The sequence below is a fragment of the Nonomuraea sp. NPDC050540 genome, from assembly GCF_044457485.1.
In the GTDB taxonomy this organism is placed as follows: Bacteria; Actinomycetota; Actinomycetes; order Streptosporangiales; family Streptosporangiaceae; genus Nonomuraea.
Genome location: NZ_JBITHA010000010.1, coordinates 49396 through 71979 on the forward strand (window position 1 = coordinate 49396; position 22584 = coordinate 71979).

The 22584-nt window shown below is 72.1% G+C and carries 25 protein-coding genes; 13 read left to right on the forward strand and 12 right to left on the reverse strand.

Annotation, left to right across the window (positions count from 1 at the left end):
- Nucleotides 1-141 precede the first annotated feature (141 nt).
- Nucleotides 142-1170, reverse strand: a complete 1029-nt coding sequence (locus ACIBI5_RS31255; RefSeq protein ID WP_397252317.1) for an NAD(P)H-dependent flavin oxidoreductase — start codon at nt 1168-1170, stop codon at nt 142-144.
- Between the two features lie 2 nt (nt 1171-1172).
- Entirely contained in the window at nt 1173-1772 is a 600-nt protein-coding gene (locus tag ACIBI5_RS31260) for a flavodoxin family protein (RefSeq protein ID WP_397252318.1), read from the reverse strand.
- A gap of 50 nt (nt 1773-1822) precedes the next feature.
- Here ACIBI5_RS31260 and ACIBI5_RS31265 point away from each other — a divergent pair, with 50 nt between their 5' ends.
- Nucleotides 1823-2389 carry a TetR/AcrR family transcriptional regulator gene (locus tag ACIBI5_RS31265; protein ID WP_397252319.1) on the forward strand — a complete coding sequence of 189 codons (567 nt, stop codon included), beginning with the start codon at nt 1823-1825 and terminating at the stop codon, nt 2387-2389.
- 12 nt (nt 2390-2401) lie between these two features.
- Here the strand turns inward: ACIBI5_RS31265 and ACIBI5_RS31270 are convergent, their stop codons facing one another.
- Complete coding sequence (locus ACIBI5_RS31270; protein WP_397252320.1) at nt 2402-3181, reverse strand: alpha/beta fold hydrolase; 780 nt, start codon at nt 3179-3181, stop codon at nt 2402-2404.
- A gap of 57 nt (nt 3182-3238) precedes the next feature.
- Between ACIBI5_RS31270 and ACIBI5_RS31275 the strand changes: the two genes are divergently transcribed.
- The gene (locus tag ACIBI5_RS31275) at nt 3239-3694 is read left to right on the forward strand and encodes a MarR family winged helix-turn-helix transcriptional regulator (RefSeq protein WP_397252322.1); all 456 of its coding nucleotides are present in this window, start codon (nt 3239-3241) and stop codon (nt 3692-3694) included.
- Between the two features lie 366 nt (nt 3695-4060).
- Here the strand turns inward: ACIBI5_RS31275 and ACIBI5_RS31280 are convergent, their stop codons facing one another.
- Nucleotides 4061-5584, reverse strand: a complete 1524-nt coding sequence (locus ACIBI5_RS31280; protein ID WP_397252323.1) for a beta-N-acetylhexosaminidase — start codon at nt 5582-5584, stop codon at nt 4061-4063.
- Between the two features lie 96 nt (nt 5585-5680).
- Between ACIBI5_RS31280 and ACIBI5_RS31285 the strand changes: the two genes are divergently transcribed.
- Entirely contained in the window at nt 5681-6028 is a 348-nt protein-coding gene (locus ACIBI5_RS31285; protein ID WP_397252324.1) for a DUF1801 domain-containing protein, read from the forward strand.
- 61 nt (nt 6029-6089) lie between these two features.
- Nucleotides 6090-6716 (forward strand): S1 family peptidase, encoded by a 627-nt coding sequence (locus ACIBI5_RS31290; RefSeq protein ID WP_397252325.1) that lies wholly within the window; start codon nt 6090-6092, stop codon nt 6714-6716.
- Here the strand turns inward: ACIBI5_RS31290 and ACIBI5_RS31295 are convergent.
- The 3 genes from ACIBI5_RS31295 to ACIBI5_RS31305 all read right to left on the reverse strand — a co-directional run bounded on the left by ACIBI5_RS31295 (nt 6670) and on the right by ACIBI5_RS31305 (nt 9491).
- A complete protein-coding gene (locus tag ACIBI5_RS31295; protein WP_397252326.1) occupies nt 6670-7494 on the reverse strand; it encodes an ion transporter in 825 nt (274 codons plus the stop codon). The two genes, ACIBI5_RS31290 and ACIBI5_RS31295, sit on opposite strands and share 47 nt — an antisense overlap.
- 248 nt (nt 7495-7742) lie before the next feature.
- Nucleotides 7743-8933 carry an FAD-dependent oxidoreductase gene (locus ACIBI5_RS31300; protein WP_397252327.1) on the reverse strand — a complete coding sequence of 397 codons (1191 nt, stop codon included), beginning with the start codon at nt 8931-8933 and terminating at the stop codon, nt 7743-7745.
- 6 nt (nt 8934-8939) lie between these two features.
- Complete coding sequence (locus ACIBI5_RS31305; RefSeq protein ID WP_397252328.1) at nt 8940-9491, reverse strand: TetR/AcrR family transcriptional regulator; 552 nt, start codon at nt 9489-9491, stop codon at nt 8940-8942.
- Nucleotides 9492-9684: 193 nt separating this feature from the next.
- Here ACIBI5_RS31305 and ACIBI5_RS31310 point away from each other — a divergent pair, with 193 nt between their 5' ends.
- From ACIBI5_RS31310 to ACIBI5_RS31340, 7 genes are all read left to right on the forward strand, one after another.
- The gene (locus tag ACIBI5_RS31310; RefSeq protein WP_397252329.1) at nt 9685-10524 is read left to right on the forward strand and encodes a geranyl diphosphate 2-C-methyltransferase; all 840 of its coding nucleotides are present in this window, start codon (nt 9685-9687) and stop codon (nt 10522-10524) included.
- Between the two features lie 24 nt (nt 10525-10548).
- A complete protein-coding gene (locus ACIBI5_RS31315) occupies nt 10549-11685 on the forward strand; it encodes a family 2 encapsulin nanocompartment cargo protein terpene cyclase (protein WP_397252330.1) in 1137 nt (378 codons plus the stop codon).
- A gap of 143 nt (nt 11686-11828) precedes the next feature.
- The gene (locus tag ACIBI5_RS31320) at nt 11829-12404 is read left to right on the forward strand and encodes a biotin transporter BioY (protein WP_397252331.1); all 576 of its coding nucleotides are present in this window, start codon (nt 11829-11831) and stop codon (nt 12402-12404) included.
- Nucleotides 12395-13618, forward strand: a complete 1224-nt coding sequence (locus ACIBI5_RS31325) for a class I adenylate-forming enzyme family protein (protein WP_397252332.1) — start codon at nt 12395-12397, stop codon at nt 13616-13618. The genes ACIBI5_RS31320 and ACIBI5_RS31325 overlap by 10 nt, the downstream gene beginning before the upstream one ends.
- Entirely contained in the window at nt 13615-14736 is a 1122-nt protein-coding gene (locus tag ACIBI5_RS31330) for a thiolase family protein (protein ID WP_397252333.1), read from the forward strand. The genes ACIBI5_RS31325 and ACIBI5_RS31330 overlap by 4 nt, the downstream gene beginning before the upstream one ends.
- On the forward strand, nt 14737-15411 hold the full coding sequence (locus ACIBI5_RS31335; protein ID WP_397252334.1) for an energy-coupling factor ABC transporter ATP-binding protein: 675 nt from the start codon (nt 14737-14739) through the stop codon (nt 15409-15411).
- The gene (locus ACIBI5_RS31340) at nt 15408-15959 is read left to right on the forward strand and encodes an energy-coupling factor transporter transmembrane component T family protein (RefSeq protein WP_397252335.1); all 552 of its coding nucleotides are present in this window, start codon (nt 15408-15410) and stop codon (nt 15957-15959) included. Before ACIBI5_RS31335 ends, ACIBI5_RS31340 begins: the two co-directional genes overlap by 4 nt.
- Nucleotides 15960-16002: 43 nt before the next feature.
- Here the strand turns inward: ACIBI5_RS31340 and ACIBI5_RS31345 are convergent, their stop codons facing one another.
- From ACIBI5_RS31345 to ACIBI5_RS31355, 3 genes are all read right to left on the reverse strand, one after another.
- Nucleotides 16003-17331, reverse strand: a complete 1329-nt coding sequence (locus ACIBI5_RS31345; RefSeq protein WP_397252336.1) for a sensor histidine kinase — start codon at nt 17329-17331, stop codon at nt 16003-16005.
- A 78-nt stretch (nt 17332-17409) separates the two neighbouring features.
- Complete coding sequence (locus tag ACIBI5_RS31350) at nt 17410-17952, reverse strand: dihydrofolate reductase family protein (RefSeq protein ID WP_397252337.1); 543 nt, start codon at nt 17950-17952, stop codon at nt 17410-17412.
- Between the two features lie 99 nt (nt 17953-18051).
- The gene (locus tag ACIBI5_RS31355; RefSeq protein WP_397252338.1) at nt 18052-18855 is read right to left on the reverse strand and encodes an alpha/beta fold hydrolase; all 804 of its coding nucleotides are present in this window, start codon (nt 18853-18855) and stop codon (nt 18052-18054) included.
- A gap of 74 nt (nt 18856-18929) precedes the next feature.
- Here ACIBI5_RS31355 and ACIBI5_RS31360 point away from each other — a divergent pair, with 74 nt between their 5' ends.
- Both ACIBI5_RS31360 and ACIBI5_RS31365 read left to right on the forward strand, forming a co-directional pair.
- Nucleotides 18930-19550, forward strand: coding sequence for a TetR/AcrR family transcriptional regulator (locus tag ACIBI5_RS31360; RefSeq protein WP_397252339.1), 621 nt, complete (start codon nt 18930-18932; stop codon nt 19548-19550).
- Nucleotides 19551-19605: 55 nt separating this feature from the next.
- A complete protein-coding gene (locus ACIBI5_RS31365; RefSeq protein ID WP_397252340.1) occupies nt 19606-20751 on the forward strand; it encodes a cytochrome P450 in 1146 nt (381 codons plus the stop codon).
- Here the strand turns inward: ACIBI5_RS31365 and ACIBI5_RS31370 are convergent.
- Nucleotides 20708-21514 (reverse strand): family 1 encapsulin nanocompartment shell protein, encoded by an 807-nt coding sequence (locus tag ACIBI5_RS31370; protein ID WP_397252341.1) that lies wholly within the window; start codon nt 21512-21514, stop codon nt 20708-20710. The genes ACIBI5_RS31365 and ACIBI5_RS31370 overlap by 44 nt on opposite strands.
- Nucleotides 21511-22500 (reverse strand): Dyp-type peroxidase, encoded by a 990-nt coding sequence (locus ACIBI5_RS31375; RefSeq protein ID WP_397252342.1) that lies wholly within the window; start codon nt 22498-22500, stop codon nt 21511-21513. Before ACIBI5_RS31375 ends, ACIBI5_RS31370 begins: the two co-directional genes overlap by 4 nt.
- Nucleotides 22501-22584: the final 84 nt, after the last annotated feature.

The following is a 22584-nucleotide window of genomic DNA, read 5'->3' on the forward strand; positions in this document are numbered from 1 at the left end:
TACTGTGACGTCGGGTCGGTCTGTGACGTCGGGTCGGTCTGTGACGTCGGGTCGGTCTGTGACGTCGGGTCGGTCTGTGACGTCGGGTCGGTCTGTGACGTCGGGTCGGTCTGTGACGTCGGGTCGGTCTGTGATGCCGGCTCAGTCTGTGGTGAGGGCGGCCAGGACGTCGGCCGCCCTGGCCGCGCGGGCCAGCGGGGCCGCCTGGCCCGCCCACAGGTTGACCAGGCCGGGCAGGCCCCTGGCCGCTGCTTCACGGCGGATCGGGAGCATCAGGGCGTTCTGCACCGGGTAGGGCGGGACGTCCTGTTCGTGGGGTTCCATCTCGCGCAGGAAACGGTTGGGGATGGCGCGGGCCGTACGCCCGGAGAACAGGCGCGTCAGGACGGTCACCCGCGCGTCCGGCCCGAGCAGCGCGTCCTTGTGCGTACGGCTCGCGCCCGACTCCTCGGTGGCCAGGAACGCGGTGCCGACCTGCACACCGTCGGCCCCGAGCGCCAGCGCGGCGCGCACCCCGCGGCGGTCGGCGACGCCTCCGGCGGCGATCACCGGGATGTCCACGGCGTCGGCCACCTGCGGCACCAGCGAGAACGTGCCCACCAGCGACTCGCGCACCGGCCGCAGGAACGCGCCCCGGTGGCCGCCGGCGTCGCTGCCCGAGGCGACGACGGCGTCCAGCCCCGCCTCGCGCAGGGCCACCGCCTCCTCGACCGTGGTCGCGGTGCCGATCGTGACGACGCCCGCCCGCCTGGCCCCCTCCAGAACCCATGCGGGCGGCACGCCCATCACGAAGCTGATCACCGGCGGCGCCGCCGCGAGCAGCGCCTCCGCCTGCTCGGCGAAGCCGGGGTGAGCCGCCCGCGCGGGCGGCTCGACCCCCAGTTCCTCGTAGTACGGCCGCAGCCGCTCCACGTCCGCCGGTACGGCCCGCAGCCCCTCCTCCTCCGCCAGCGGCACCCACAGGTTGACCGCGAACGGCCGCCCGGTGGCCGCCTTCAACTCGCCGACCAGCGACACGAGCTCGTCGGCGCCGAGGATGTGCCCGCCGTAGGAGCCGAGCCCGCCGCCTTCCGACACCGCGGCCGCCAGGGTGACCGACGACAGCCCGCCGCCGAACGGCCCCTGCACGACCGGATGCTCGATGCCCAGCAGCTCCTGGAGCCTGCCCATGGTCAGGCCACCGCCCGTTCGTGCCGCCCGCGGGCGAACTGCGCGGCGGTCGTGGCCACGCGCCGCCCGAGGTGTTCGGCGGTGCGCAGGTCGGACTCCATCGGCGCCGCGTCGGGGCCCAGGTCGGAGGGCGACTGCGCCATCGCGCCGAGGAAGCCGCCGAGCCGGTTGAGGTCCTGCGGGGAGCCGCCGGAGGTGTACAGCCAGCCGGGCGGCAGCCCGAGCGTCACCCAGTGCATGCCGTGCTGGGCGCCGAACAGGGCGAGGGAGGTCAGGGTGTTGAGCTTGTCGCCGTTGACGCCGGCGGAGTTGGTGAAGCCCGCGCCGATCTTGTCCCGCCAGCCCATCTCGCTCCAGACCTTCACGCTGGCCTCGGCGAAGGACTGGAAGGCCGCCGACTGGCTGCCCATGTACGTGGGGGTGCCGAAGATGATCGCGTCCGCGTCGGCCAGGGCCTGCCAGAGCGCCTCGTCCAGGACGCTCACGTCGCGCAGGTCGGCGCGGGCGCCGTCAACGGAGTCCACTCCTGCGGCCACGGCGCGGGCCTGGCGGGCGGTGTGGCCGTAGCCGCTGTGGTAGGCGATCGCCACTGTTGTCGTCATGAGACGGACACTAGACGACCGGTCAACTATTTTTCAAGTAGACTGCTCTCATGGGACGACAGAGTGACGCTCGCGAACGCCTCCTCGGCGCGGCCTGCCGGCTGATCCACAGCCGGGGCTACTCCAGCATCGGCGTGGCCGAGATCTGCGCGGAGGCCGACGTGCGGAAGGGAAGCTTCTACCACTTCTTCGACTCCAAGCAGGCGCTCACGCTGGAGGTCATCGACGCCCACTGGGCCGGTCAGCGCGCCTCCTGGCAGGCCATCCTGACCGCGGCGGCCCCGGCCGAGGACCGGCTCGAACGCCTCTTCCGCTCCCAGGCCGACGCCCAGCGCCAGACCAAGCAGAGCACCGGCGTGGTCAACGGCTGCCTGCTCGCCAACCTCGCCCTGGAGCTCAGCAACCAGGACGAGACGGTCAGGGCTCGGCTGCGGCAGATCTTCGACGAGCAGGTGGAGCTGGTCAGAACCGCCCTCGGGCCGTCGGGCACGCCGGAGACCGCCCGCGCGATGGTCGCCCAGTTGGAGGGCATGGTGTTGTTCGCCAAGCTCGGCAACGACCCGTCGCTCCTGGACGGTGTCTGGACCCAGGCCAGGCTGCTGCTGTCCTCCTCGTAGAGGTGAGGTCCGTCAGGTGTGTTCGCGGAGGAAGTCGGCGAGGATCCGGTTGTAGGCCACCGGCCGTTCCATGTTGGGGTGGTGCGCGGCGTCGCCGATCGTGACCGCGCGGCCGTGCGGGACGCTCGCGGCGAGCCGTTCCGCCATCCCCACGAGGTCGGGCGAGTCGAGGGCCCCGCTGATCGCGAGCACCGGAACCTCGATCTTGGCCGCACGCTCCCAGGTGTCGCGCACGGGCACGAGCAGGTTGGGCTCGCCCGCGGCGTGCTTGGACATGGTGCCCGTGGCCATGGCGCGCAGCCGCCGGGCGACGTCCGGGTCGAGGCCCTCGGGCCCGAGGCGCGGACCGGCGGACAACGTCATGAACCCCTCGACGGAACCGCAGAGATCCCCCGCGCCCATCGCGGCCTGCCACGCCGTCCACTCCCGGACGGTCCAGGGATCGGAGTAGTACGGCTCGCTCGTCCCGGCCCCGCTGACCACCACCGCGCTGACCAGATCGGGATGCTCGATCGCGGTGTCGACCGCGATGCCCGCGCCCATGGAGACGCCGGCCAGCACGGCGGGCCAGGCGCCGAGATGCCGCAGCAGCGCCGCGAGATCGTCGGTCTGCCGGTACGGCCGCGCCGCGTTGCCCGAGCGCCCGTGCCCCCGGGCGTCGGGCGCGATGACGCGGTGACCTGCGGCGAAGACCGGAATCTGGTCGTCCCACATGTGGTGGTCGAGGAAGCCGCCGTGCAACAGGACGAGCGGGCGGCCCTGGCCCTGGTCGGTCCAGAAGATGTCATTCATGACACCTAAGGTGTCATTTCTGCGTGAGAATGACAACTTGGGTGTCATTATGGTGGAGTGAGTGAGACAGAGAGGGCCGAACGGCTCGTCGCGGTGTTCGACCTCGTCGGCCCGCTGTACCGGCGGGCCTGGCGTCAGGTGGAGCAGGACGCGCCCGTCGAAGGGCTGACGGTGGGGCTGCGGGCCGTGCTCAGCATGCTCAGGCAGAACGGGCCGACGACCGTCCCGCAGCTCGGCCGGACGCTGGCGCTCAGCCGCCAGTTCGTGCAGCGCACCATCAACGACGGCGCCGCCCTCGGCCTGGTGGAGTCCGTGCCCAATCCGGCGCACAAGAAGTCCTCGCTCATCCGGCTCACCGGCCGGGGCGCCGCCGCCGTCGACGCCCTGGTCGGCCGCGAGCGCGCCGTCCTGCGCGAGGTCGGCCGCGACCTCACCGACTCCGACGTCGAAGCGTGCGTCCGCGTCCTCGCCCGCCTCCTCCACCACCTCGACGACCCCGCCCCAGCCCACTGAAACCACCAGCGGTACCCCCGGCGAACCGCCACCGCCCCACACCTCACCACCCAAGCCGACGCCGCGCCCGGCGAGGGGGCGCGCCGGAAGCGGTCTTCTGCCGGGCGCCGGGAAACCGCCGCCCCTACGCGCCGCACCACCCGGCCCGCACCAACCCGGCTGACGCCCGGCGGCGGCTGGTCCGCCACCGGTATGGCGGCCTTTGCCGGAGCCGGTGGCGGAGAAGCCGGTCGTGGTCTGCCCGGCCGGTCGGCGTTGCGGTCCGGCCGCAGCTCGGGGTGTAGGAGCGTGGGGTCGGGTGCCGGCCGGGTGTGGGAGTGCGGGGGCGGGGTGCTCGGCCGGGGAGAGGTGTTCTCGGGTGGGGGGCTATTTGGCCATGTGCCAGGTCTTTCGGGGTTTGTTGTGCATGCGGCCGGGGATTCCGGGGCGTCGCTGCCAGGGGAGCGGGCCGGTGGGCGGGCGGTAGGCGACGCCCAGCGCGTCCAGGCGGGCGTAGTGGGCGGCGTGCATCCGGTGCTCGAAGCCGGCGAAGTCGCGCTCGTCCGGCCCCGGCAGCCGCGACCACGCCACCTCGGCCAGCGCCGCGAGCCTGGGGAAGGCCTGATAGTCCACGCGCCCCCGGTTCTCGGCGACCTCGGTCCAGAGGTTGGCCTGGGCGCCGATCACCCGGGCCGCGTGCGGCGTACCGGCCAGGCGGGGTGGCACGGGCTCGAAGCGGTAGACGTCCTCCAGCGTGTGCACCCATCCGAACGGCACCGGCTCGTCCTCGCCCGCCGCCTGCACGTGGTCCAGGTACACCTCCTGCTGCGGGCACATCACCACGTCGTGCCCGGCCTCGGCGGCGGCGATGCCGCCGGCGTACCAGCGCCAGCACATGACGGCCGCGCCCGAGGCCAGGCCGCCCTGCGCGATCTCGTCCCACCCGATGAGACGGCGCCCGCGCGCGGCGAGGAACCGGTCGAAGTGCCGCACGATCCAGGACTGGAGCTCGTCCTCCCCGGCCAGCCCGAGCTCCCTGACGCGCGCCTGGGCCGTGGCCGACGCCCGCCACTGGTCCTTGAGGCACTCGTCGCCGCCGAGGTGCACGAACCGGCTCGGGAAGATCTCCAGCACCTCGTCCAGAACGTTCTCGTAGAAGCGCAGGACGCCCTCGGTGGGGGCCAGCACGTTGGGGTTGATCAGCCAGTCGCCGAGCACCTCCAGGGCGGAGGTGTCGATCACGTCGGTGTTGCCCAGCTCGGGATAGGAGGCGATCGCCGCCTGCGAATGGCCGGGCAGGTCGATCTCGGGGACGACGGTGACGTGGCGTTCGGCGGCGTACGCCACGATCTCCCGCAGATCGTCCTGGGTGTAGAAGCCGCCGTGCGGGCGTTCGTCCCAGGTGACCGGCTCGCCCCACCCGATCCGCGTCCGCCGCCGCCACGCCCCGACCTCGGTGAGCCGCGGATAGCGCCGGATCTGGACCCGCCACCCCTGATCATCGGTGAGGTGCAGATGAAGGACATTGAGCTTGTGTACGGCCAGCAGATCGACATACCTCAGCACGTCATCCTTGGGCAGGAAATGCCGGGCGACATCCAGCATGAACCCCCGCCAGGCGAACCGCGGCGCATCCTCGACGACCAGATACGGAACGTCGGCTGGCCCCGCCTCGATCGCCGCGCGCCGGAACGCGTCCGGCCCCCGAAGCTGCCGCAACGTCTGCCGCCCCCAGAACACCCCGGCCGGATCGCCCCCCACGATCTCCGCCCCGAGCGCGGACGTGCTCAGCCGGTAAGCCTCCGCCCCGAGCCCCGGATCCACCCGCGTCCGCACGTCCCCGCCCAGCGGCCCGGTCTCGCCCTGCCAGTCGACCCGCACGGGCGCGGGGACTAAGTTCACCTCGGTCACCCGCCCATTGTCCGCCCTGACGAACCGGGCGTCCGCGTTCCCTGTCACATCGTTCGATCGACGCGTAGATGTCAGCAACCTGAAGGGAACACCGAGATGACCGTCAACGACTACACCGCCAAGCTCGACCAGCCGCTGCGTGAGATCGCGGAGAAGCTCCAGGCCCTGATCGACGCGGCGATGCCCCAGCCCGGCGCGGTATGGCACGGGCACCCGGTCTGGAGCCTCGGGGGCGCGCCCGGCAAGACGCCGGTCGCGTTCTTCAAGGCCTACAAGAACTACGTCACCTTCGGCCTGTGGCGCGGCCAGGAGATCGAGGACCCGTCGAGCCGGCTGACGGCCGCCAACCGGCAGATGGCGGTGGTCAAGCTCCAGAGCGTCGAGGAGGTCGACGACGCCCTGTTCGCCTCCTGGATCCAGGCGGCCCGCGCCCTTGAGGCATAACGCGGGCGTTATAGCTGGTTGCGCATTGTTGAGGGCGGGCGGCCGCCGTACCGTCGAAGGCATGGCATTACGGAGCATCACCGTGAGCCTTCTGCTGGGCTTGGGGCTCATCAGCGCGCCGGCGGCCTACAGCGTCCGAGGTGGCGACGCGTTCTACGCCGGGCCGACGCGCTGCACGATCGGCGCGTCCGTCCAGGGCGGCTATGTGACCACCGGCGACTGCGCGCCCGCGGGTACCGCCGTGACCGGGCTCAACCGGGTGGCCCAGGGCACCGTCCAGGCGGTGGCCTTCCCCGGCAAGAACATGGGCTGGGTCCGGGTGAACGCGAACTGGACGCCACGCGGCGTGGTCAGCGACGGCCGGGGCGGCGAGATCCGGGTCGCCGGCGCGCAGCAGGCGCCGGTCGGGGCCGCGGTCTGCCGGTCGGGCGCCACCACCGGGTGGCAGTGCGGCATCATCCTGCGCCGCAACGCGTCCATCACCTACCCGCAGGGGACCGTTCACGGGCTGATCGAGACCAACATCTGCGCGGAGCCGGGCGACCGCGGCGGGCCGCTGCTGTGGAACGGGCACATCCAGGGCATCCTGGTCGGCTCCACGGGCAACTGCGCGACCGGCGGGCGCTCGTTCTACCAGCCGATCATCCCGATCCTTCAGACGTTCGGGCTGACGCTCCTGTCGTCGTGAGCTCGCGGGTGACCAGGACGTCCAGTTTGGCGGTCAGGGCGGCGAGCTCTTCTCGCACTGCCTTCAGCTCCTTCTGGGTCTCGGCTTCGGCGGGGGAGGCCTCGGCGTCGTTCATGGCGTTCACCACTACCGCTATGAAGAGATTTAGGGCGACAAATGTGGACATGAGGATGTACGCGATGAAGAAGAGCCACGCCCACGGCTTGTGATCCATGACCTCCTGGGCCACGTTGCCCCAGTCGTCCCCGGTCATGATCTGGAACAACGTGAACAACGAGCGCGGCAGCTCGTCGAAGCGCTCCGGCATGATCTCGCCGAACAACTTCGTGGAGACGACCGCGGCGATGTAGATCAGCAGGACGAGCAGGCCCATGATGGAGGCCATCCCGGGCACGGCGGCGAGCAGCGCGTGCACCACGCGGCGCATGCTCGGCACCGCCGAGATCAGCCGCAGCGCCCGCAGGATCCGCAGCGCCCGCAGGATCGAGGTCGGCCCGCTGGCCGGGATCAGGGAGACGATCACGATCACCGCGTCGAACCAGTTCCACGGGTCCTTGAAGAACGATCGCCCGTTCGCGTAGAGGCGGGCGGCGATCTCGACCGTGAAGATCGCCAGTGCTATGTGGTCGATCGTGACCAGGACGCCGCCGACGTGGCGCATCAGGTAGGTGCTGGTCTCGCAGCCGATGGTGACCGCGTTGACGATGATGACCAGGATGATCGCCCTTTGGACGACCTGTCGTTCGAGAAAGGCGCGCACCTGCGCTCGCCTTGTCACCTGTACCGCTCCAGGGGGTAGGAAGACTGCCATAAAGATCATCCCAGGGGAGATCTGGCAGTGTCCGGAAATCAGGCGATAAGCGGGTTTCTCCACCACCTCGCCCGGCTGCGCGCCTCCCGGAGCCGGCTCGCCCCGGCCCGCGACGCCACCGGGGTCCCGCTCGGGATGGTGAGCCCCGACGACCCGCCGGTGAAACGCCTCAACGGCGCGTGCGAAACGCCCCAGCGGTGCGCGTGGGAAGGGGCTCAGGAGCGGACGTGCTCCGGCCGTACGCCCAGCCCGACGAAGCGGCCCATCAGGTGGCGCAACGGCGGCAGGGCGCGGAAGAGCGAGAAGACCGCGGGCACGTGCTCCGTGGTGTCGTCCGACAGCCGCTTCGGATACAGGTCGCGCAGGATCGTCGTCTGGAACGCCTGCGTGACCCTGGCCGGGAACTGTCTGCGTGCCTGCACCGCCGCCAGCACCCGCTCGGGGGGCGGCCCGGAACGGCGCAGCGCCGGGCCGACCAGGTTGGCCGTGGCCACCGCGTCCTGCACGGCCAGGTTGATGCCCACCCCGCCGGCCGGCGACATGGCGTGGGCCGCGTCGCCGATGCACAGCAGGCCGGGCCGGTGCCAGCGGCGCAGCCGGTCGACCCGGACGGCCAGGTGGTGCACCTCGCTCCAGCCGAGCTCCCCGACCCGCTCGCGCAGGCCGGGGACGAAGGCCGCGATCCGCTCGTGGAAGGCCGGCAGCCCGCTCGCCTGGAGCCGGTCGTACGCGCCGGTCGGGATCGTGTAGGCGAACTGCCAGAAATCGCCCCGGTCGATGGCGACCAGCGAGCCCCTCCCGCCCTGGAAGAACGGCACCCGCTCACCCTCCCGCCGAGGCAGGCGGAACCACAGCACGTCCATGGGCGGCGAGCCCGCCAGAGGCCGCAGCCCGGCCTGGGCGCGCAGCACGGAGTGCCGGCCGTCGGCGGCGACCACCAGGTCCGCCCTGATCTCGATCGGGCCCTCCGCACCCGTGGCCCGCAGACCGGCGACCCGGCCGTCCTCGACGATCAGACCGGTCGCCTCCGTGGAACGCATCAGCCGGAAGCCGGGACAGGAGGCGGCCTTGCCGTACAGGAAGTCGAGAAGGTCCCACTGTGGCATGAACGCGATGTACGGGTGGCGCACCTTCAGCCGGGTGAAGTCGGCGAAGGTGACGCTCTGGCCGCCCATGCGTACCGCGACCTCGCTCATCTTGTTGTGCGGCAGCTTCAGGAACTCGCCGCTCCAGCCGAGCTCGGCGATGATCTCCAGCGTCGACGGGTGGACGGTGTCGCCGCGGAAGTCGCGCAGGAAGTCGGCGTGCTTCTCCAGCACGACCACCTCGACTCCCCGGCGGGCCAGCAGCAGTCCGGTCATCATGCCGGCGGGTCCGCCGCCGGCGACGAGCACTCTGGTACGCACCTCGTGTCACCTTCCCGTGGGGTAGAGCAGGCCGACCAGGGCGGGGACGTCGATCGGCGTGCCCGTGGCCCGGCTGACCGCCACCGCCGCGAACAGCGTCTTGGCGGCGGTCCCGGTGTCGTGCGGCGGCAGCTCGCCCGCCGCGACCCGGTCCGCCAGGAACGCGCCGATGAGCCGCTGCCCCTCGCCGGTCAGCTCGGCCAGCGCCGCGCGGGCGCGGGTGGCGCTGAAGAAGACCGCCACCAGCTCGGCGTTGCCCGCCAGCAGTCCGTCGAAGGCGGTGAGCAGCTCGGTCAGGACCTCCCTGGCCGGCCGTCCGGAGTGGCCGGCGGTCAGGAGCTCGCGCAGGCGCGTCATGAACCCACGCTCGCGCAGCAGGGTCTCGACCAGCGCCTCTTTGCTGTCGAAGTACCGGTAGAGCAGCCCCGGCGTCACGCCCGCCGCCTCGGCGAGGTCCTTGACCGACGCCCCGTCCACGCCCTTGGCGGCGAACACCCGCAACGCCGCGTCGAGCAGCTGCTCACGCCGCCACTCCGCCTGTTCCTTACGCGTCGCCATGATCTCCACATTTCATTGAATAAACGTTTACTCAACGAAATCTAGACGATCGGGTACGGCCCCGGCAAGCCGCACCTCGTTCCCTCCACCCGCACAGGAGAAACGGCGGTTCCGGAGACCGGAACGCCACATTTCACTTTCGGTAGCCGGGAGATAACTTCGCGTCGCACTCCTTCTCAGAAAGGCAGGCTTCATGTCCGTGGTCATCACCAGCCCCTACCAGCACTCCGTGGCCGACTACTGGAACCGCGAGAAGAACGCCGTCAACCTCCGCCTCGGCGAGGTCTCCGGCACCTACCACCACCACTACGGCATCGGCGCCGTCGACTGGTCCGTGCTGGACGAGCCGGAGGAGACCCGCGACGAGCGGATGATCGCCGAGATGCACCGGCTCGAGACCGCACAGGCCGTACTGCTGCTCGACCACCTCGGCCAGGTCCAGCCCACCGACCGGCTGCTCGACGCCGGATCGGGCCGCGGCGGCAGCAGCTTCATGGCGCACGAACGCTTCGGCTGCCGCGTGGACGGCGTCTCGATCTCGCAGAAGCAGGTCGACTTCGCCAACGAGCAGGCCCGCCTGCGCGGCGTGCAGGACAAGGTGGAGTTCCACTTTCGCAACATGCTGCAGACCGGCCTCGAACCCGGCAGCCTGAAGGCCATCTGGAACAACGAGAGCACGATGTACGTCAACCTCTCCAAGCTGTTCGCCGCCCACTCCCAGCTGCTCGCGCCCGGCGGCCGCTACGTGACCATCACCGGCTGCTACAACGACGTGTACGGGCTGCCCTCCAAGGCCGTCAGCGAGATCAACGCCCACTACGTCTGCGACATCCACCCGCGCAGCGCCTACTTCAAGGCCATGGCCGACAACCACCTCGTGCCCATCGACGTGATCGACCTGACCGAGGCGACCATCCCCTACTGGGAGCTGCGCGCGCGCTCATCCGTGGTCACCGGCATCGAGGACGCGTTCCTGACGGCCTACAAGGACGGCAGCTTCCAGTACCTGCTGATCGCCGCCGACCGCGTCTGACCTCAGCCCAGCGAAAGGAACGTCATGCCCAACCCCTCCGCGTTCCTGCCCGGACCCACCGGGCTCGGCACCTCCGCCGCCCGCCTGTTCGCCCAACCGGCGGGCGGCCTCGCCGTACCGCAGGACCTCGGGTGTGTGCCAGGTCCCCGCACCGTCAGACAGCCGCCGCTGGTGTTCGCGCAACGGCCCTGGGCCGACGGGAGCATGCCCGCGCTGTACTGCCCGCTCGCCGTGCGCGTGGACCACGCGCTCGGCGAGGTGGTCAACGAGCGGCTGGTGGAGTGGGCGGAGAAGATCGGCCTGCACGAGGGGCGCATCGAGACGTTCCGGCAAGCCGGCTTCGGCCACCTGGTCACCCTCGCCCACCCCGACGTCGACGACCCCGACCGGCTGCTGCTGGCCGGGCAGATGAACGCCGCCTGGTGGGCCTGCGACGACTACTACGCCGACGAGACCGAACTCGGCGCCGACCCCGCGTTGCTGGCCAGCCGGCTGGCCCTGGCGATGTCGGCCATGGACGCGCCGCCGCCGGCCGACGAGTTCGGCGACGAGCTGGAGGCGCAGCTCAGGAGCGACCCGGTGCTCGTCTCCCTGACCTCGGCCCGCGACCACGTGGCCGTGCACTCGACGCCGTCGCAGCTCGCCCGCGTCAACCTGACGTCCTTCCAGATGTGGGTCAGCTGGAACGCCTACGGCGCCTGGCGGCAGAGCGGCGAACCCGTGGAGGCCTGGCGCTACCTGGCCGCCCGCCAGCACGACAGCTTCTACACCTCGATGACCCTGTCCGACATCGTGGGCGGCTACGAGGTGCCGGGCAACCTCTTCTACGAGGAGCGGGTGCACCGCGCCGTCATGCGGGCGGGCACCGCGGCCGTCATCGTCAACGACCTGCACTCGGCGATCCGCGAGGCCGCCGACGAGCTGCCCGACTGCAACATCGTGCTGCTGGTGGCCGCCGAGCGCGGCTGCACCCTGCGCGAGGCGGCGGAACGCGCTGTCGCCCTGCACAACGACATCGTCGCGGCCTTCGAGGCCGACTGCCACGAGCTGCGTGCCCTACCCTCGCCCGAGCTCCACCACTTCCTGTGGGCGCTCGGCGCCTGGCTGGGCGGCGGCCTGGAATGGCACGGCACCACCAACCGCTACACGACCACGGAGTAGTGGGTCGTCAGGGGTTAAGGGCATTGACCGGCATCTCCTAGAGTCTGGGTGGCGCGCCACGACGACCGCGCTGGTTCCTCGGGGTGGATCTTGTCGTATACCTCCATACCTGGATCGCCGGAATGTGATGTGGGATCGATGCCATGAAGAACGCGGGAGACCTGGCGAGGGTGAGCGTGTTCGCCGCGCTCATCGCCGTGCTCGGACTACCGGGCACGCTCAACGTTTTCGGCAACGCCGTGCCGATCACTCTGCAGACCTTCGGCGTCATGCTCGCCGGTGCCATTCTGGGCACCTGGCGGGCGGCGCTGGCGGTGACCGTGCTGCTCGTGCTCGTCGCGGTCGGCCTGCCGCTGCTGGCGGGCGGACGGGGCGGGCTGGGGGTGTTCGCCGCCGCCTCGGCCGGCTACCTGATCGGCTGGATCCCCGGCGCCGCCCTCACCGGCTGGATCGTGCAACGCGGCGGGCGCAAGCCGGGCATCGTCCGGCTGCTGCTGGCCTGCGTCGCCGGCGGCATCGGGGTGATCTACCTGTGCGGCGTGCCCGTGCAGGCGCTGGTCACCGGCATCCCCCTGGGCAAGACGATGCTGCTCAGCACGGTGTTCCTGCCCGGCGACCTGATCAAGGCGGTGCTCGCCGCCTTCGTCGCGAGGGGCGTCCAGCGGGCCTACCCCGACGCCGTGCCGGCCATCTGGCAGGAGCGGCACACGTGGCGGTAGCGGCACACGTCCTGGAGCACGCCGCGCGCGACCCCGACAGGGTCGCGCTCGTCGGCCCGGAGGAGGAGGTCACCTACGCGGAACTGGCCGAGCGGATCAAGGCGCGCGACGTGCGTGCCACCGCCGGTCCCGCCGTGATCAGCGTGAAGGACCCGGTGGCCGCCCTCACCCAGGCGCTCGCCGCCGACCTGGCCGGGATCACGCCGCTGGTCTGCGACGACCGCGCCGCCCGCCTGCTGGCGGACCTCCCACCCGCTCCTCCGGCCGAGGGCGGGTGGGCCTGTTTCACCTCCGGCAGCACCGGGCGGCCGCGTGCGGTGGTCCGTTCGCGGGCCTCCTGGACCGACTCCTTCCGGCACCTCGGCCGCCTGTCCGGCATCGGCGGTGAAGACGTGGTGCTGATCCCGGGTCCGCTCGTCACCTCCCTGTACGCCTTCGCCGCCGCCCACGCCCTGGGCGCCGGCGCGACGGCGATCGTCCCCGGCCGGTGGTCCCTGGAGCACCTCGACGCGGCCACCGCGGTCCACCTGGTACCCCACCAGCTCCAGGAGGTCCTGCCCAAGCCCGACTCCCTGCGCGTGGCCCTCGTCGGCGGCGCCGCGCTCGACCCCGCCGCCCGCGAACGCGCCCAGGCCGGCGGCCTCCGGGTGCTGTCCTACTACGGGTCGAGCGAGCTCTCCTTCGTCGCCGCCGACGCCGACGGCACCGGCATGCGCGCCTTCCCCGAGGTGGAGATCGAGGTCAGGGCGGGCGAGGTGTGGGTGCGTTCGCCCTGGGTGGCCGACGGCTACCTGGCGGGCGCCGCCGGCCCGCTGCGCCGGGACGCCGCGGGCTGGGCCACGGTCGGCGACCTGGCGGAGCCGTACCGGCCGGGCGGGGTTCTGCGGGTGCGCGGCAGGGGCGACGGCGCGATCCAGACCGGCGGCGCGACCGTCGTGCCCGAGGACGTCGAGGCGGTGCTGCGGCGGGTGCCGGGCGTGGCGGACGCGGTCGTCGTCGGCGCGCCGCACCCCGACCTGGGCGCGCTCGTGTGCGCGGTGGTCGAGGGCCCGGTACGGCGGGCCGACCTGGAAGCCGCCGCCCGCGCGGGACTGGACCGGGTGCAACGGCCGAGACGCTGGTACGCGGCCGACACCCTGCCGCGCACCCCCACCGGCAAACCGGCCAGGGCGCTGATCGCCGAGACGCTGACCGGCTTCAGGAGGCTGGCGTGAGGCCGGTGGTGGTGGCCGCCCGGCGTACCCCGATCGGTACGGCAGGGCACGCCTTCAAGACCCTCACCGCCGACCGGCTCGCCGCCCCGGTGCTCGCGGCGGTGCTCGCCGACGTGCGCAAGGCGGCCGGCGGGTACCGGGACGTGGACGACGTGGTGCTCGGCAACTGCATGGGCCCCGGCGGGAACCTGGCCCGCGTCTCGGCGCTGGCCGCCGGGTTCGGGCACGAGGTGCCCGGTCTGACCGTCGACCGGCAGTGCGGCAGCGGCCTGGCCGCGATCCTGCTGGCCGGGCAGGCGGTGAGCGCCGGTGAGGCGGAGTTCGTGATCGCCGGCGGGGCCGAGAGCGCCTCGACCGCTCCGCTGCGCACGCGACGGGGGGCGGCGCAGCCGTACGAGCGGGCGCCGTTCACCCCGGACGGGCATCCGGACCCCGACATGGGACCCGCCGCCGAGGCGCTGGCGCGCGCCCGCGGCGTCGGCCGCGAGCGTCAGGACGCCTACGCGATCGACAGCCACGCCAAGGCGCTGGCCGGTGACTTCACGGGGGAGATCGTCGCGGTCGGCGAGCGGGAGACCGACGAGCGGCCGCGCGTCCTGCGGGAGCGGTCGCTGGCCAGGCTGCCGGCGGCGTTCGTGCCCGGCGGCACGGTCACCGCGGGCAACTCCTCGCCGATCAGCGACGGCGCGGCGGCGGTGGCCGTCGTGGACGAGCGGCTGGGGCTGCCGGGCCTGCGGCTGGTGGCCGGTTCCGTCGTGGGATGCGACCCGGAGCTGCCCGGCTGGGGGCCGGTGCCGGCCGTACGGCGGGTGCTGCGGCGGGCCGGGGCCGAGCTCGGGCAGGTGGCGGCGGTGGAGATCGTGGAGGCGTTCGCCGCGCAGGTGCTCGCGGTGACCGACGCGCTCGGCCTCGACCCCTTGGGCGCCGACCGTACGCGCGTCTGCGCCGACGGCGGAGCCCTCGCCCTCGGCCATCCGTGGGGGGCCAGCGGCGCGGTCGTGGTCACCCGCCTGTTCCACCGGCTGGTGGGCGCGGGCGCGCCGCGTGGCACGCTGGGGCTGGCGACGGCCGCGGTCGGCGGCGGTCTCGGGGTCGCGGCGTTGTTCGAGGTGGTGTAGATGATCGAGCTGAGCGGCGTCGGCGTACGGCTGGCGGAGCGCGAGGTCCTGGACGGCCTGACGCTGACCCTGTCCGAGCGGCGGATCGGCGTGGCCGGGGCCAACGGCTCCGGCAAGAGCACCTTCGCCCGCCTCCTGAACGGCCTGGCCCTGCCCACCACCGGCACCGTCCGCGTCCTGGGCATGGACACCCGCCGCGAGGCGGCCAAGATCAGGCGCCGGGTCGGATTCCTGTTCACCGACCCCGACGCGCAGATCGTGATGCCGACGGTGGCCGAGGACGTGGCCTTCTCCCTGCGCCGCAGGGGCCTGCCGAAGGCGGAGGTGGCCGCGCTGGTGGAGGAGGTGCTGTCGCGCTACGGCCTGGCCGCCCACGCCGACCACCCCGCGCACCAGCTCTCCGGCGGCCAGAAGCAACTGCTCGCCCTGTGCTCCGTGCTGGTCCTCGAACCCGACATCCTCGTCATGGACGAGCCCACCACCCTGCTCGACCTGCGCAACTCCCGCCAGGTGGCGCGCATCCTGCGTGAGCTTCCCCAGCACGTCGTGGTCGTCAGCCACGACCTCGCGCTGCTGGCGGACTTCGACCGGGTTCTTGTGCTCGACCAGGGCAAACTCGTCGCCGACGGCGCGCCCGAGGCAGCGCTCGACCACTACAGGGACCTGATGGCATGACCGGTCTCAAGCTGCTCGGACTGGCCGCCGGATGCACGGTGCTGGTCCTGCTCCAGACCCCGGCGGCGCTGGCCGGCGCGACCGCCGTCGTCCTGGCTCTGTACGCGGTGGCCCGGGTACGCCCGGCGGCCGCCTGGGGGCAGATCCGGCCGGTGCGCTGGTTCGCGCTCGCGCTGTTCGTCACCCAGCTCCTGCTGGCCGACCTGCCGGCCGCGACGGTCACGACGATGCGCGTGGTGCTCATGGTCGCACTGGCCGGGCTGGTCACGCTCACCACGCCCGCCTCGGTGATGCTCGCCGCCCTGGAGCGCGGGCTCGCGCCGCTGCGGCTGGTGCGGGTGGACCCGTTCCGGGTCTCGCTCATGCTCACGCTCACCCTGCGCAGCGTGCCCCTGCTCACCGACCTCGCACGCCGGGTCAGGGAGGCGCAGCGGGCGCGCGGGGTGTCGTGGAGCGTGCGGGCCTTCGCCGTACCGCTGGTGGTGGGAGCGCTGCGGCACGCCGACGCGCTCGGCGAGGCCCTCAGCGCCCGCGGCCTGGACGACTGAGCCCCTACGGCGCGAGTCGCCCGCGGTCTGGACGACTGAGCCCCTACGGCGCCAGCGGGAAGACGGCGCGGAACTGCGCGCCGGGCCCGTGATCGGTGATCGCGAGGCTGCCCCCGTGGACCGAGGCGATCTGCCGCGACAGCGCCAGCCCGAGCCCGCTGCCGCCCTGGTCGCGCTCGCGTCCCTCCCGCAGGCGGGTGAAGCGCTCGAAGACCCGCTCCCGGTCCTGCGGGGCGATGCCGTTGCCGTCGTCGGTGACGGTCAGCACCACCTCGCCGCCGTCCACGGCGACCGCCACGTCGACGCGCGAGCGGGCGTGGCGCTCGGCGTTGTCGAGCAGGTTCGTCAGCAGCCGGTCGAGCTGGATGGGGGAGCCGTCCACGAAGGCGCCGTCCGGGGCCTCCGCGTGGACGCCCGCCCGCCGGTCCGCCTGTTCGCGCGCCAGCTCGCCGAGGTCCACCCGCCTTCTGTCCGGTACGGCTCCCGCGTCCAGCCTGGCCATCATCAGCAGCTCGTCGATGATCCCCGACAGCCGGTCGACGGCTTCGAGCGAACGGGCGCCCACCTCGGGCCAGTCGGTGTCCGCCGGGTAGGCGACGGCCAGCTCCAGCTGGGTGCGCAGCGCGGTGATCGGGCTGCGCAGTTCGTGCGAGGCGTCGCTGACGAAGTGGCGCTGGGTCTCGGCGGAGCGTTCGAGGCGGGCGAGGGTGTCGTTGGTGGCGGCGGCCAGGGTGGCGATCTCGTCGCCCGTCCCCGGCACGGTCACCCGTTGCCCCAGGTCACCGGCGGTGATGGCGGCGAGCTGGGTGCGTATCCGCTTGACCGGGCGCAGGGCCTGGCCGACCGCGGTCCAGGCGGCCAGGCCGACCATGAACAGCAGCGCGGGCAGGGCGACGGCGAGCGTGAAGTAGAGCAGGCGGATCGCCTCCCGGGTGGCGGAGACGTCCTCGGCGCCGTACACGGTGATCGGGCCGCTGGGGGTGGTGGTGCGCAGGGCGGCGATGTAGTACTCCTCGCTCGCCTCGGGCAGATCGGGCCGGCCGTAGGTGGTGGTGAGGCGTTCCGGCGCCGGGGTGGGCAGGGCGGCGAATCGGTTCTGGTCGCCGGCCTGCGTCGAGGTGCCGAGGACGGCGCCGTCGGCGGCGATGACCTGCAGGAGGTCGATGCCGGGCGGGGTGGACAGCTCGGCGGGCAGGTCGCCGCGGCGGGCGTCGGCGGCCTGCGCCTGCACGGCCTGGTTCACCCGGGCGGCGAGCTGGGCTTCGAGCGTGCGGGGGATGGTCATGGCGAGGATGGCCGCGGCGGCGCCCAGCGCGATCGCGGCCGCGAACGTGGCGGCCAACGTCACCCGGCCCCGAACGGAGCGCGGCATGACCTTCATGGGAAGGTCGTTGCCGCGACCGGTTCGGGGCAAAGCCAGCAACGCTGCCGGATTCGCCCAAGCGGCGGGCTATGCCTTGGGCTTGTAGACGAGCACCTGGACGCCCGAGCTCAGCGGCGTCGACTTCACGAAGTCCAGGTGGGTGATGTCCAGGCCCTCGAACACCCGGGTGCCCTCACCGCCGATGACCGGCATGACCCAGAGGTGGTACTCGTCCACCAGCTTGTGCTCCAGCAGCGTGCGGTCGAGCTCGCCGGTGCCGTACTTCAGGATGCTCTGGCCGGGCTCCTGCTTCAGCTTGGCGACCGTCTCGGCCACGTCGCCCTCGATGAGGGTGGCGTTCCACTTGGTCTCCTTCAGGGTCCTGGAGGCCACGTACTTGGGCAGGGCGTTCATCCGCACGGCGTACTCGCCCTCGGACGCCTCCATCAGCGGCCAGACCTCGGCGAAGCCCTCGTAGGTCTCCCGGCCGAGCAGCAGGGCGTCGGCGCCGTACAGCAGGTCGGCGGCGTATCCGGCATAGTTCTCGTCCCAGTAGGGAGTGCTCCACTTCTCGGGCGAGCTGATGACTCCGTCGATGGTCATGAAGGTGGACTCGATGAGCTTACGCATGTCCGGCGTCCTCTTTCGGGGGTTGTTCTCGGTTCGATGAGGTAACTCTGCCGGACCGTTCTTACCGTTTCTTTTCCGCCCGCCGTAACCCGGCGGAAGTCAGAGGGCGCGGAGGACCTCGCGCAGCCGTACGGCGAAGCCCTCCGCGTCCTCCGTCCAGGCGACGTGCCCGCCGGGGAACATCGTGGGCTCGGTGCCGATCGAGGTGGCCAGCGCCCTGGAGGCGCGGTCGCAGAGCTGGCCGGTGGAGTCCTCGCCCAGCCCGACCAGCACACGGACCGGTCCGTCGCGCAGCGCGGCGACGTCGGGTTCCCAGCGGACGGTGCCGCGCATCATGTGCAGGTAGGAGTAGCGCTCGTCGGCGACGTACTGGGGGTCGGGCTCGGCGGGGAACATGTGCTCCAGGGCGCCCTCCGGCAGGTGGATGTCGGCGTTCTCGAAGAAGATCGCCCATGCGGTCGCGGTGTCGCCGGCGGCGTAGGCGGCGATCATGTCCTCCATGCGGGCGTCGAGCTTCTCGCGGTCGGGCAGCTGCGTGTAGTGGGGCGGCTCGTGCGCGATCACCGCGCGTACCCGCTCGGGGTGGGCCTGGGCGAGGGCGAGCACGCTCACGGCGCCGCCGCTGCTGCCGAACACGACCGCGGGGCCCGCGTCGACCTCGGCGAGGAGCAGGGAGAGGTCCGCGGCGCGGAGGGCGGGGGTGGAGTCTCGCCCGGGGTCGTCGAGCACGCTGCGGTGGATGCCGCGGGGGTCGGTGGTCAGCACCGTGTACTCATCGGCCAGCAGGTCGGCCAGCGACGCGAACGCCCCGGCGTCCATCGGCGCGCCGAACAGGACGACGAGCGGTCCCTGGCCGCGCACCTCGTAGTGCAGCGTGCCGTCGGGGGTCTTCAGGGTGGGCATGTTCATCTCCTCGGCTCCGGTACTGGACGGTACAGTACTCGCTTCGGTACTGGACCGTCCAGTACTATTCCGTCATGGACACCGGACGCACCGCCCAGAAGCGTCGCGCGATCGTCGACGCCGCGCGCACCCTCTTCCTGCGCAACGGCTACGCGGGCACCAGCATGGACGAGATCGCCGCGATGGCCGAGGTCTCCAAGCAGACCGTCTACAAGCACTTCGCCGACAAGCAACGGCTGTTCACCGAGCTGATCACCCTCGACATCTCGCGGATCGAGGTCGAGGTGCACCCGCTCGAAGCCGCCATGCCCGGCACCGACGACCTGGAACGCGACCTGCGGGAGTACGCCCGCACGCACCTGGCCGTGGTCATGCAGCCGCATCTGCTCCGCATGCGCCGCGTCCTCATCGGCGAGGCGGACCGCTTCCCCGACCTGGCTCGTGCCTGGTACGAGAACGGGCCGGTGCGATCGAGCGCGCTGTTCGCCGGGTGGTTCGAGGCGCTCGGGCGGCGCGGGCTGCTCAACGTGCCGGACCCGCTGCTGGCGGCCCAGCACTTCAACTGGCTGGTGTTGTCGATCCCGCTGAACAGGGCGATGTCCTTGCCGGTCGAGGCGGCGCTCTACGAGGAGAAGGAACTGCACCACTACGCCGACGAGGGGGTGCGCGTCTTTCTGGCCGCCTACGGAAGATGACTTCACGATAGAGATACTTTATGGTGGAGGTATATCTGCGACCTCTGGAGTGCCGATGATCGACCCCTTCGCCCCGAGCACGCGCGGCCTCGCCGACCCCGACCCCGCCCGCGAAGCGCTGCGCGCCGCGGGGCCGATCGTGAAGGTGGCCGCGCCCTCCGGCGGCTCGGTGTGGATCGTGACCGAGGAGAACCTGGCCCGCGAGGTGCTGGCCCATCCCGACATCGCCAAGGACCCGGCCAACGCGCCGGAGAGCTGGGACCCGCGGCGCGCCGGGCTCGAACCGGCCGCGGCCGCGCGGCCGTCCCTCACCACGCTCGACGGACCCGCCCACACCGAGCTGCGCCGCGCCCACGCCCCGCTGCTCAACGCCAGGCGGATCGCCGCGCAGTCCGATCGCGTCCACGAACTGGCCCGCGAACTGCTGACCGAGCTCGCCGGCGGGCCGCAGCCGGTCGACCTGATGGCCGGATTCACCGTCCGCTACCCGCTCACCGTCCTGCTCGACCTGCTCGGCATCCCGCTCGACCGGGTGGAGCAGGCGACGGAGGCGTGCAAGCTGATGTTCGACCCCGAGCCGGGCGCGCAGGGCCGCGCGATGGCCGAGCTCGCCCGGCTGGCCGAGGCGGGACTGGACGGCGAGCGCGGCGGGCTCGCCGCCGAACTGCGCGAGCGCGTGCCCGAGGGCACCACCCGCGAGCAGCTTCTCTACTACCTCTTCGGGCTGATCTTCGCCGGCCAGCTCACCACCGACGCCGCGCTCGGCTTCCTGGTCGCCCGCGCGCTCGCCACTCCGTCCGTCGGGGACGATCTCGTGCGCGAGACGTTGCGTGACCACCCGCCCGCGCCCTACACGCTCTGGCGGTTCACCACCGCTGAGATCGAGCTCGCCGGGGAGCGTGTGCCCGCCCGCTCGCCCGTCCTGGTGGACATCCAGGGCATCAACACCGATCCCGGCCGCGAGCCCGGCCCCGACCTCACGTTCGGCGCCGGCGCGCACTTCTGCGTCGGGGCCCAGCTCGCCCAGCTCGAACTGCGCGCGGTGGCCGACGTCCTGGCCGCCGACTTCCCCGACGCCCGGCTCGCCGTACCCTACGACGAGCTGCGCCAGAGCACCTACGGCGGCATCATGGGCGTGCGGCTCACCGCCCTGCCCGTCACCCTTGGCGCTGGGCGAGCGGGACCGCCGCCTCGCTCGTGAAGGGCAGGAACGTGAACGACTCCTGCAGGTAGAGCGTCACCGTGTCGGCGGTGTGCGACAGGTAGCCGATCGACAGGTCCTCGCCCAGGTGCAGGTCGTAGTCGCCGCCGCGGGTGGTCAGCACCAGTGCTCCGGCGAGCGCGGGCGCCCAGATGATGTCGCCGTCCACCATCCGCTCGATGTGCGAGCGCACCGGGTAGCCGTGGTCGCTGGTCTCGGTGACGCCCGTGTACGCCTCCGGGCCCAGCAGGACCGTGTACGGCCCGTCCACGCCGGCCACCCGCAGGGCGCTGAGCGCCTGGGCGATCGCCTCCGGGTAGCCGGTGAACTCGGCAGGCAGCGGGATCGGGCGGTGCGAGCTGGCCGGGACGATGCCGGTGATGCCGGCGGCGCCGTACCCCTGGAAGATCGCGCGGTCCTCGGCGATGGCGAGCGCGGTCGCGGCGTCCTTGGCGGGCTGCCAGTCGGAGTCGCCGGAACCGCGCTCGACGTCGTCGATCGCTTCACGGCTCAGCTCGAACGGCCGGCGCAGCTCCACCAGCGCCGCCACACCCCGCTGCCGGGCCTCGACGCCGTCGCCGGGCGGCTGGATCCCGGTGACGTGGCCGGTTCCGACGGCAGAGCTGTCGGCGCCGGTCGGGCCGTGGGTGTCGACCACGCGGCGGCCGGCGAGGTTGCGCTTGAACGTGCGGGCCACCTCCTCCTCGATCTGCGCCCAGGCGGCGTCGGAGATCGGGGCGAGCTCGCGGTGCAGGTTGTTCATGACTGCGGGACTCCTTTGAGGCTGCCGATCTCCAGAGCGCCCGGCGCCTGCGGTTCGGCTAGCCGTTCGAGCAGGTCGGGCGTCGGGACGAAATAGGTCGAGCCGGTCAGGGCGGTGGAGAAGTCCAGGATCCGGTCGTAGTTGCCGGGAGGGTCGCCGGCGAACATGTTCGTGATCATCCGGTCGATGACGTCAGGGGTCCTGGAGTAGCCGATGAAGTAGGTGCCGAACTCGCCGGCCGCGGCGTTGCCGAACGGCATGTTGTCCCGCACGATCTTCAGCTCCCTGCCGTCCTCCTCGATGACGGTCAGCGCGTTGTGCGCCCAGGTCGGCTTGGTCTGGTCGTCCAGCTCGACGTTGGCCAGCTTGGTACGGCCGATGACGCGCTCCTGGTGCTCGACGGGCAACGCGTTCCAGGCGGCCAGGTCGTGCACGTACTTCTGCACGGTGACGTACGTGCCGCCGGCGAACAGCGGGTCCTCCTCGCCGATCAGCACCGAGTCGGCGGCCAGATCGTCCTCGGGGTTCTCCGTGCCGTCCACGAAGCCGAGCAGGTCGCGGGCGTCGAAGTAGCGGAAGCCGTGCACCTCGTCCACGCCCGACAGCGCGCCCGACAGCCGGTCCATGATCAGCGCGGCCAGCTCGAAGCAGAGGTCCATGCGTCCGGCCCGCAGGTGCAGCAGCAGGTCACCGGGCGTCGAGGGCGCGTGGTGGACGCCGCGCACCTCGGGCATCGGGCGCAACATGGCCGGACGCGGCAGGTCGAACCACCGGTCCCACGCCTCGGCGCCGATACCGAGCACGCAGGACAGATCGCCGTCCAGACTGCGGAAGCCGACCGTGCGCCGCAGCGCCGCCAGGTCGCCGCAGAGCGCCCTGACCGCCTCGCGGGCCGCGGCGTCGTGCTTCACCGTCGCCACGGTGAAGACGGCCGCCCTGCTCAGCGGCCCGAGAACCGCCTGCAGTCCATGCTGTCGTGAGCTCACCTGTCGAACCTTGCCGCCCGGCGGTAAGGCCAACCTCACGGCTCAGCCAACGGAGAGAATGTCAGGTTTCCCCTGGTCTGTGGC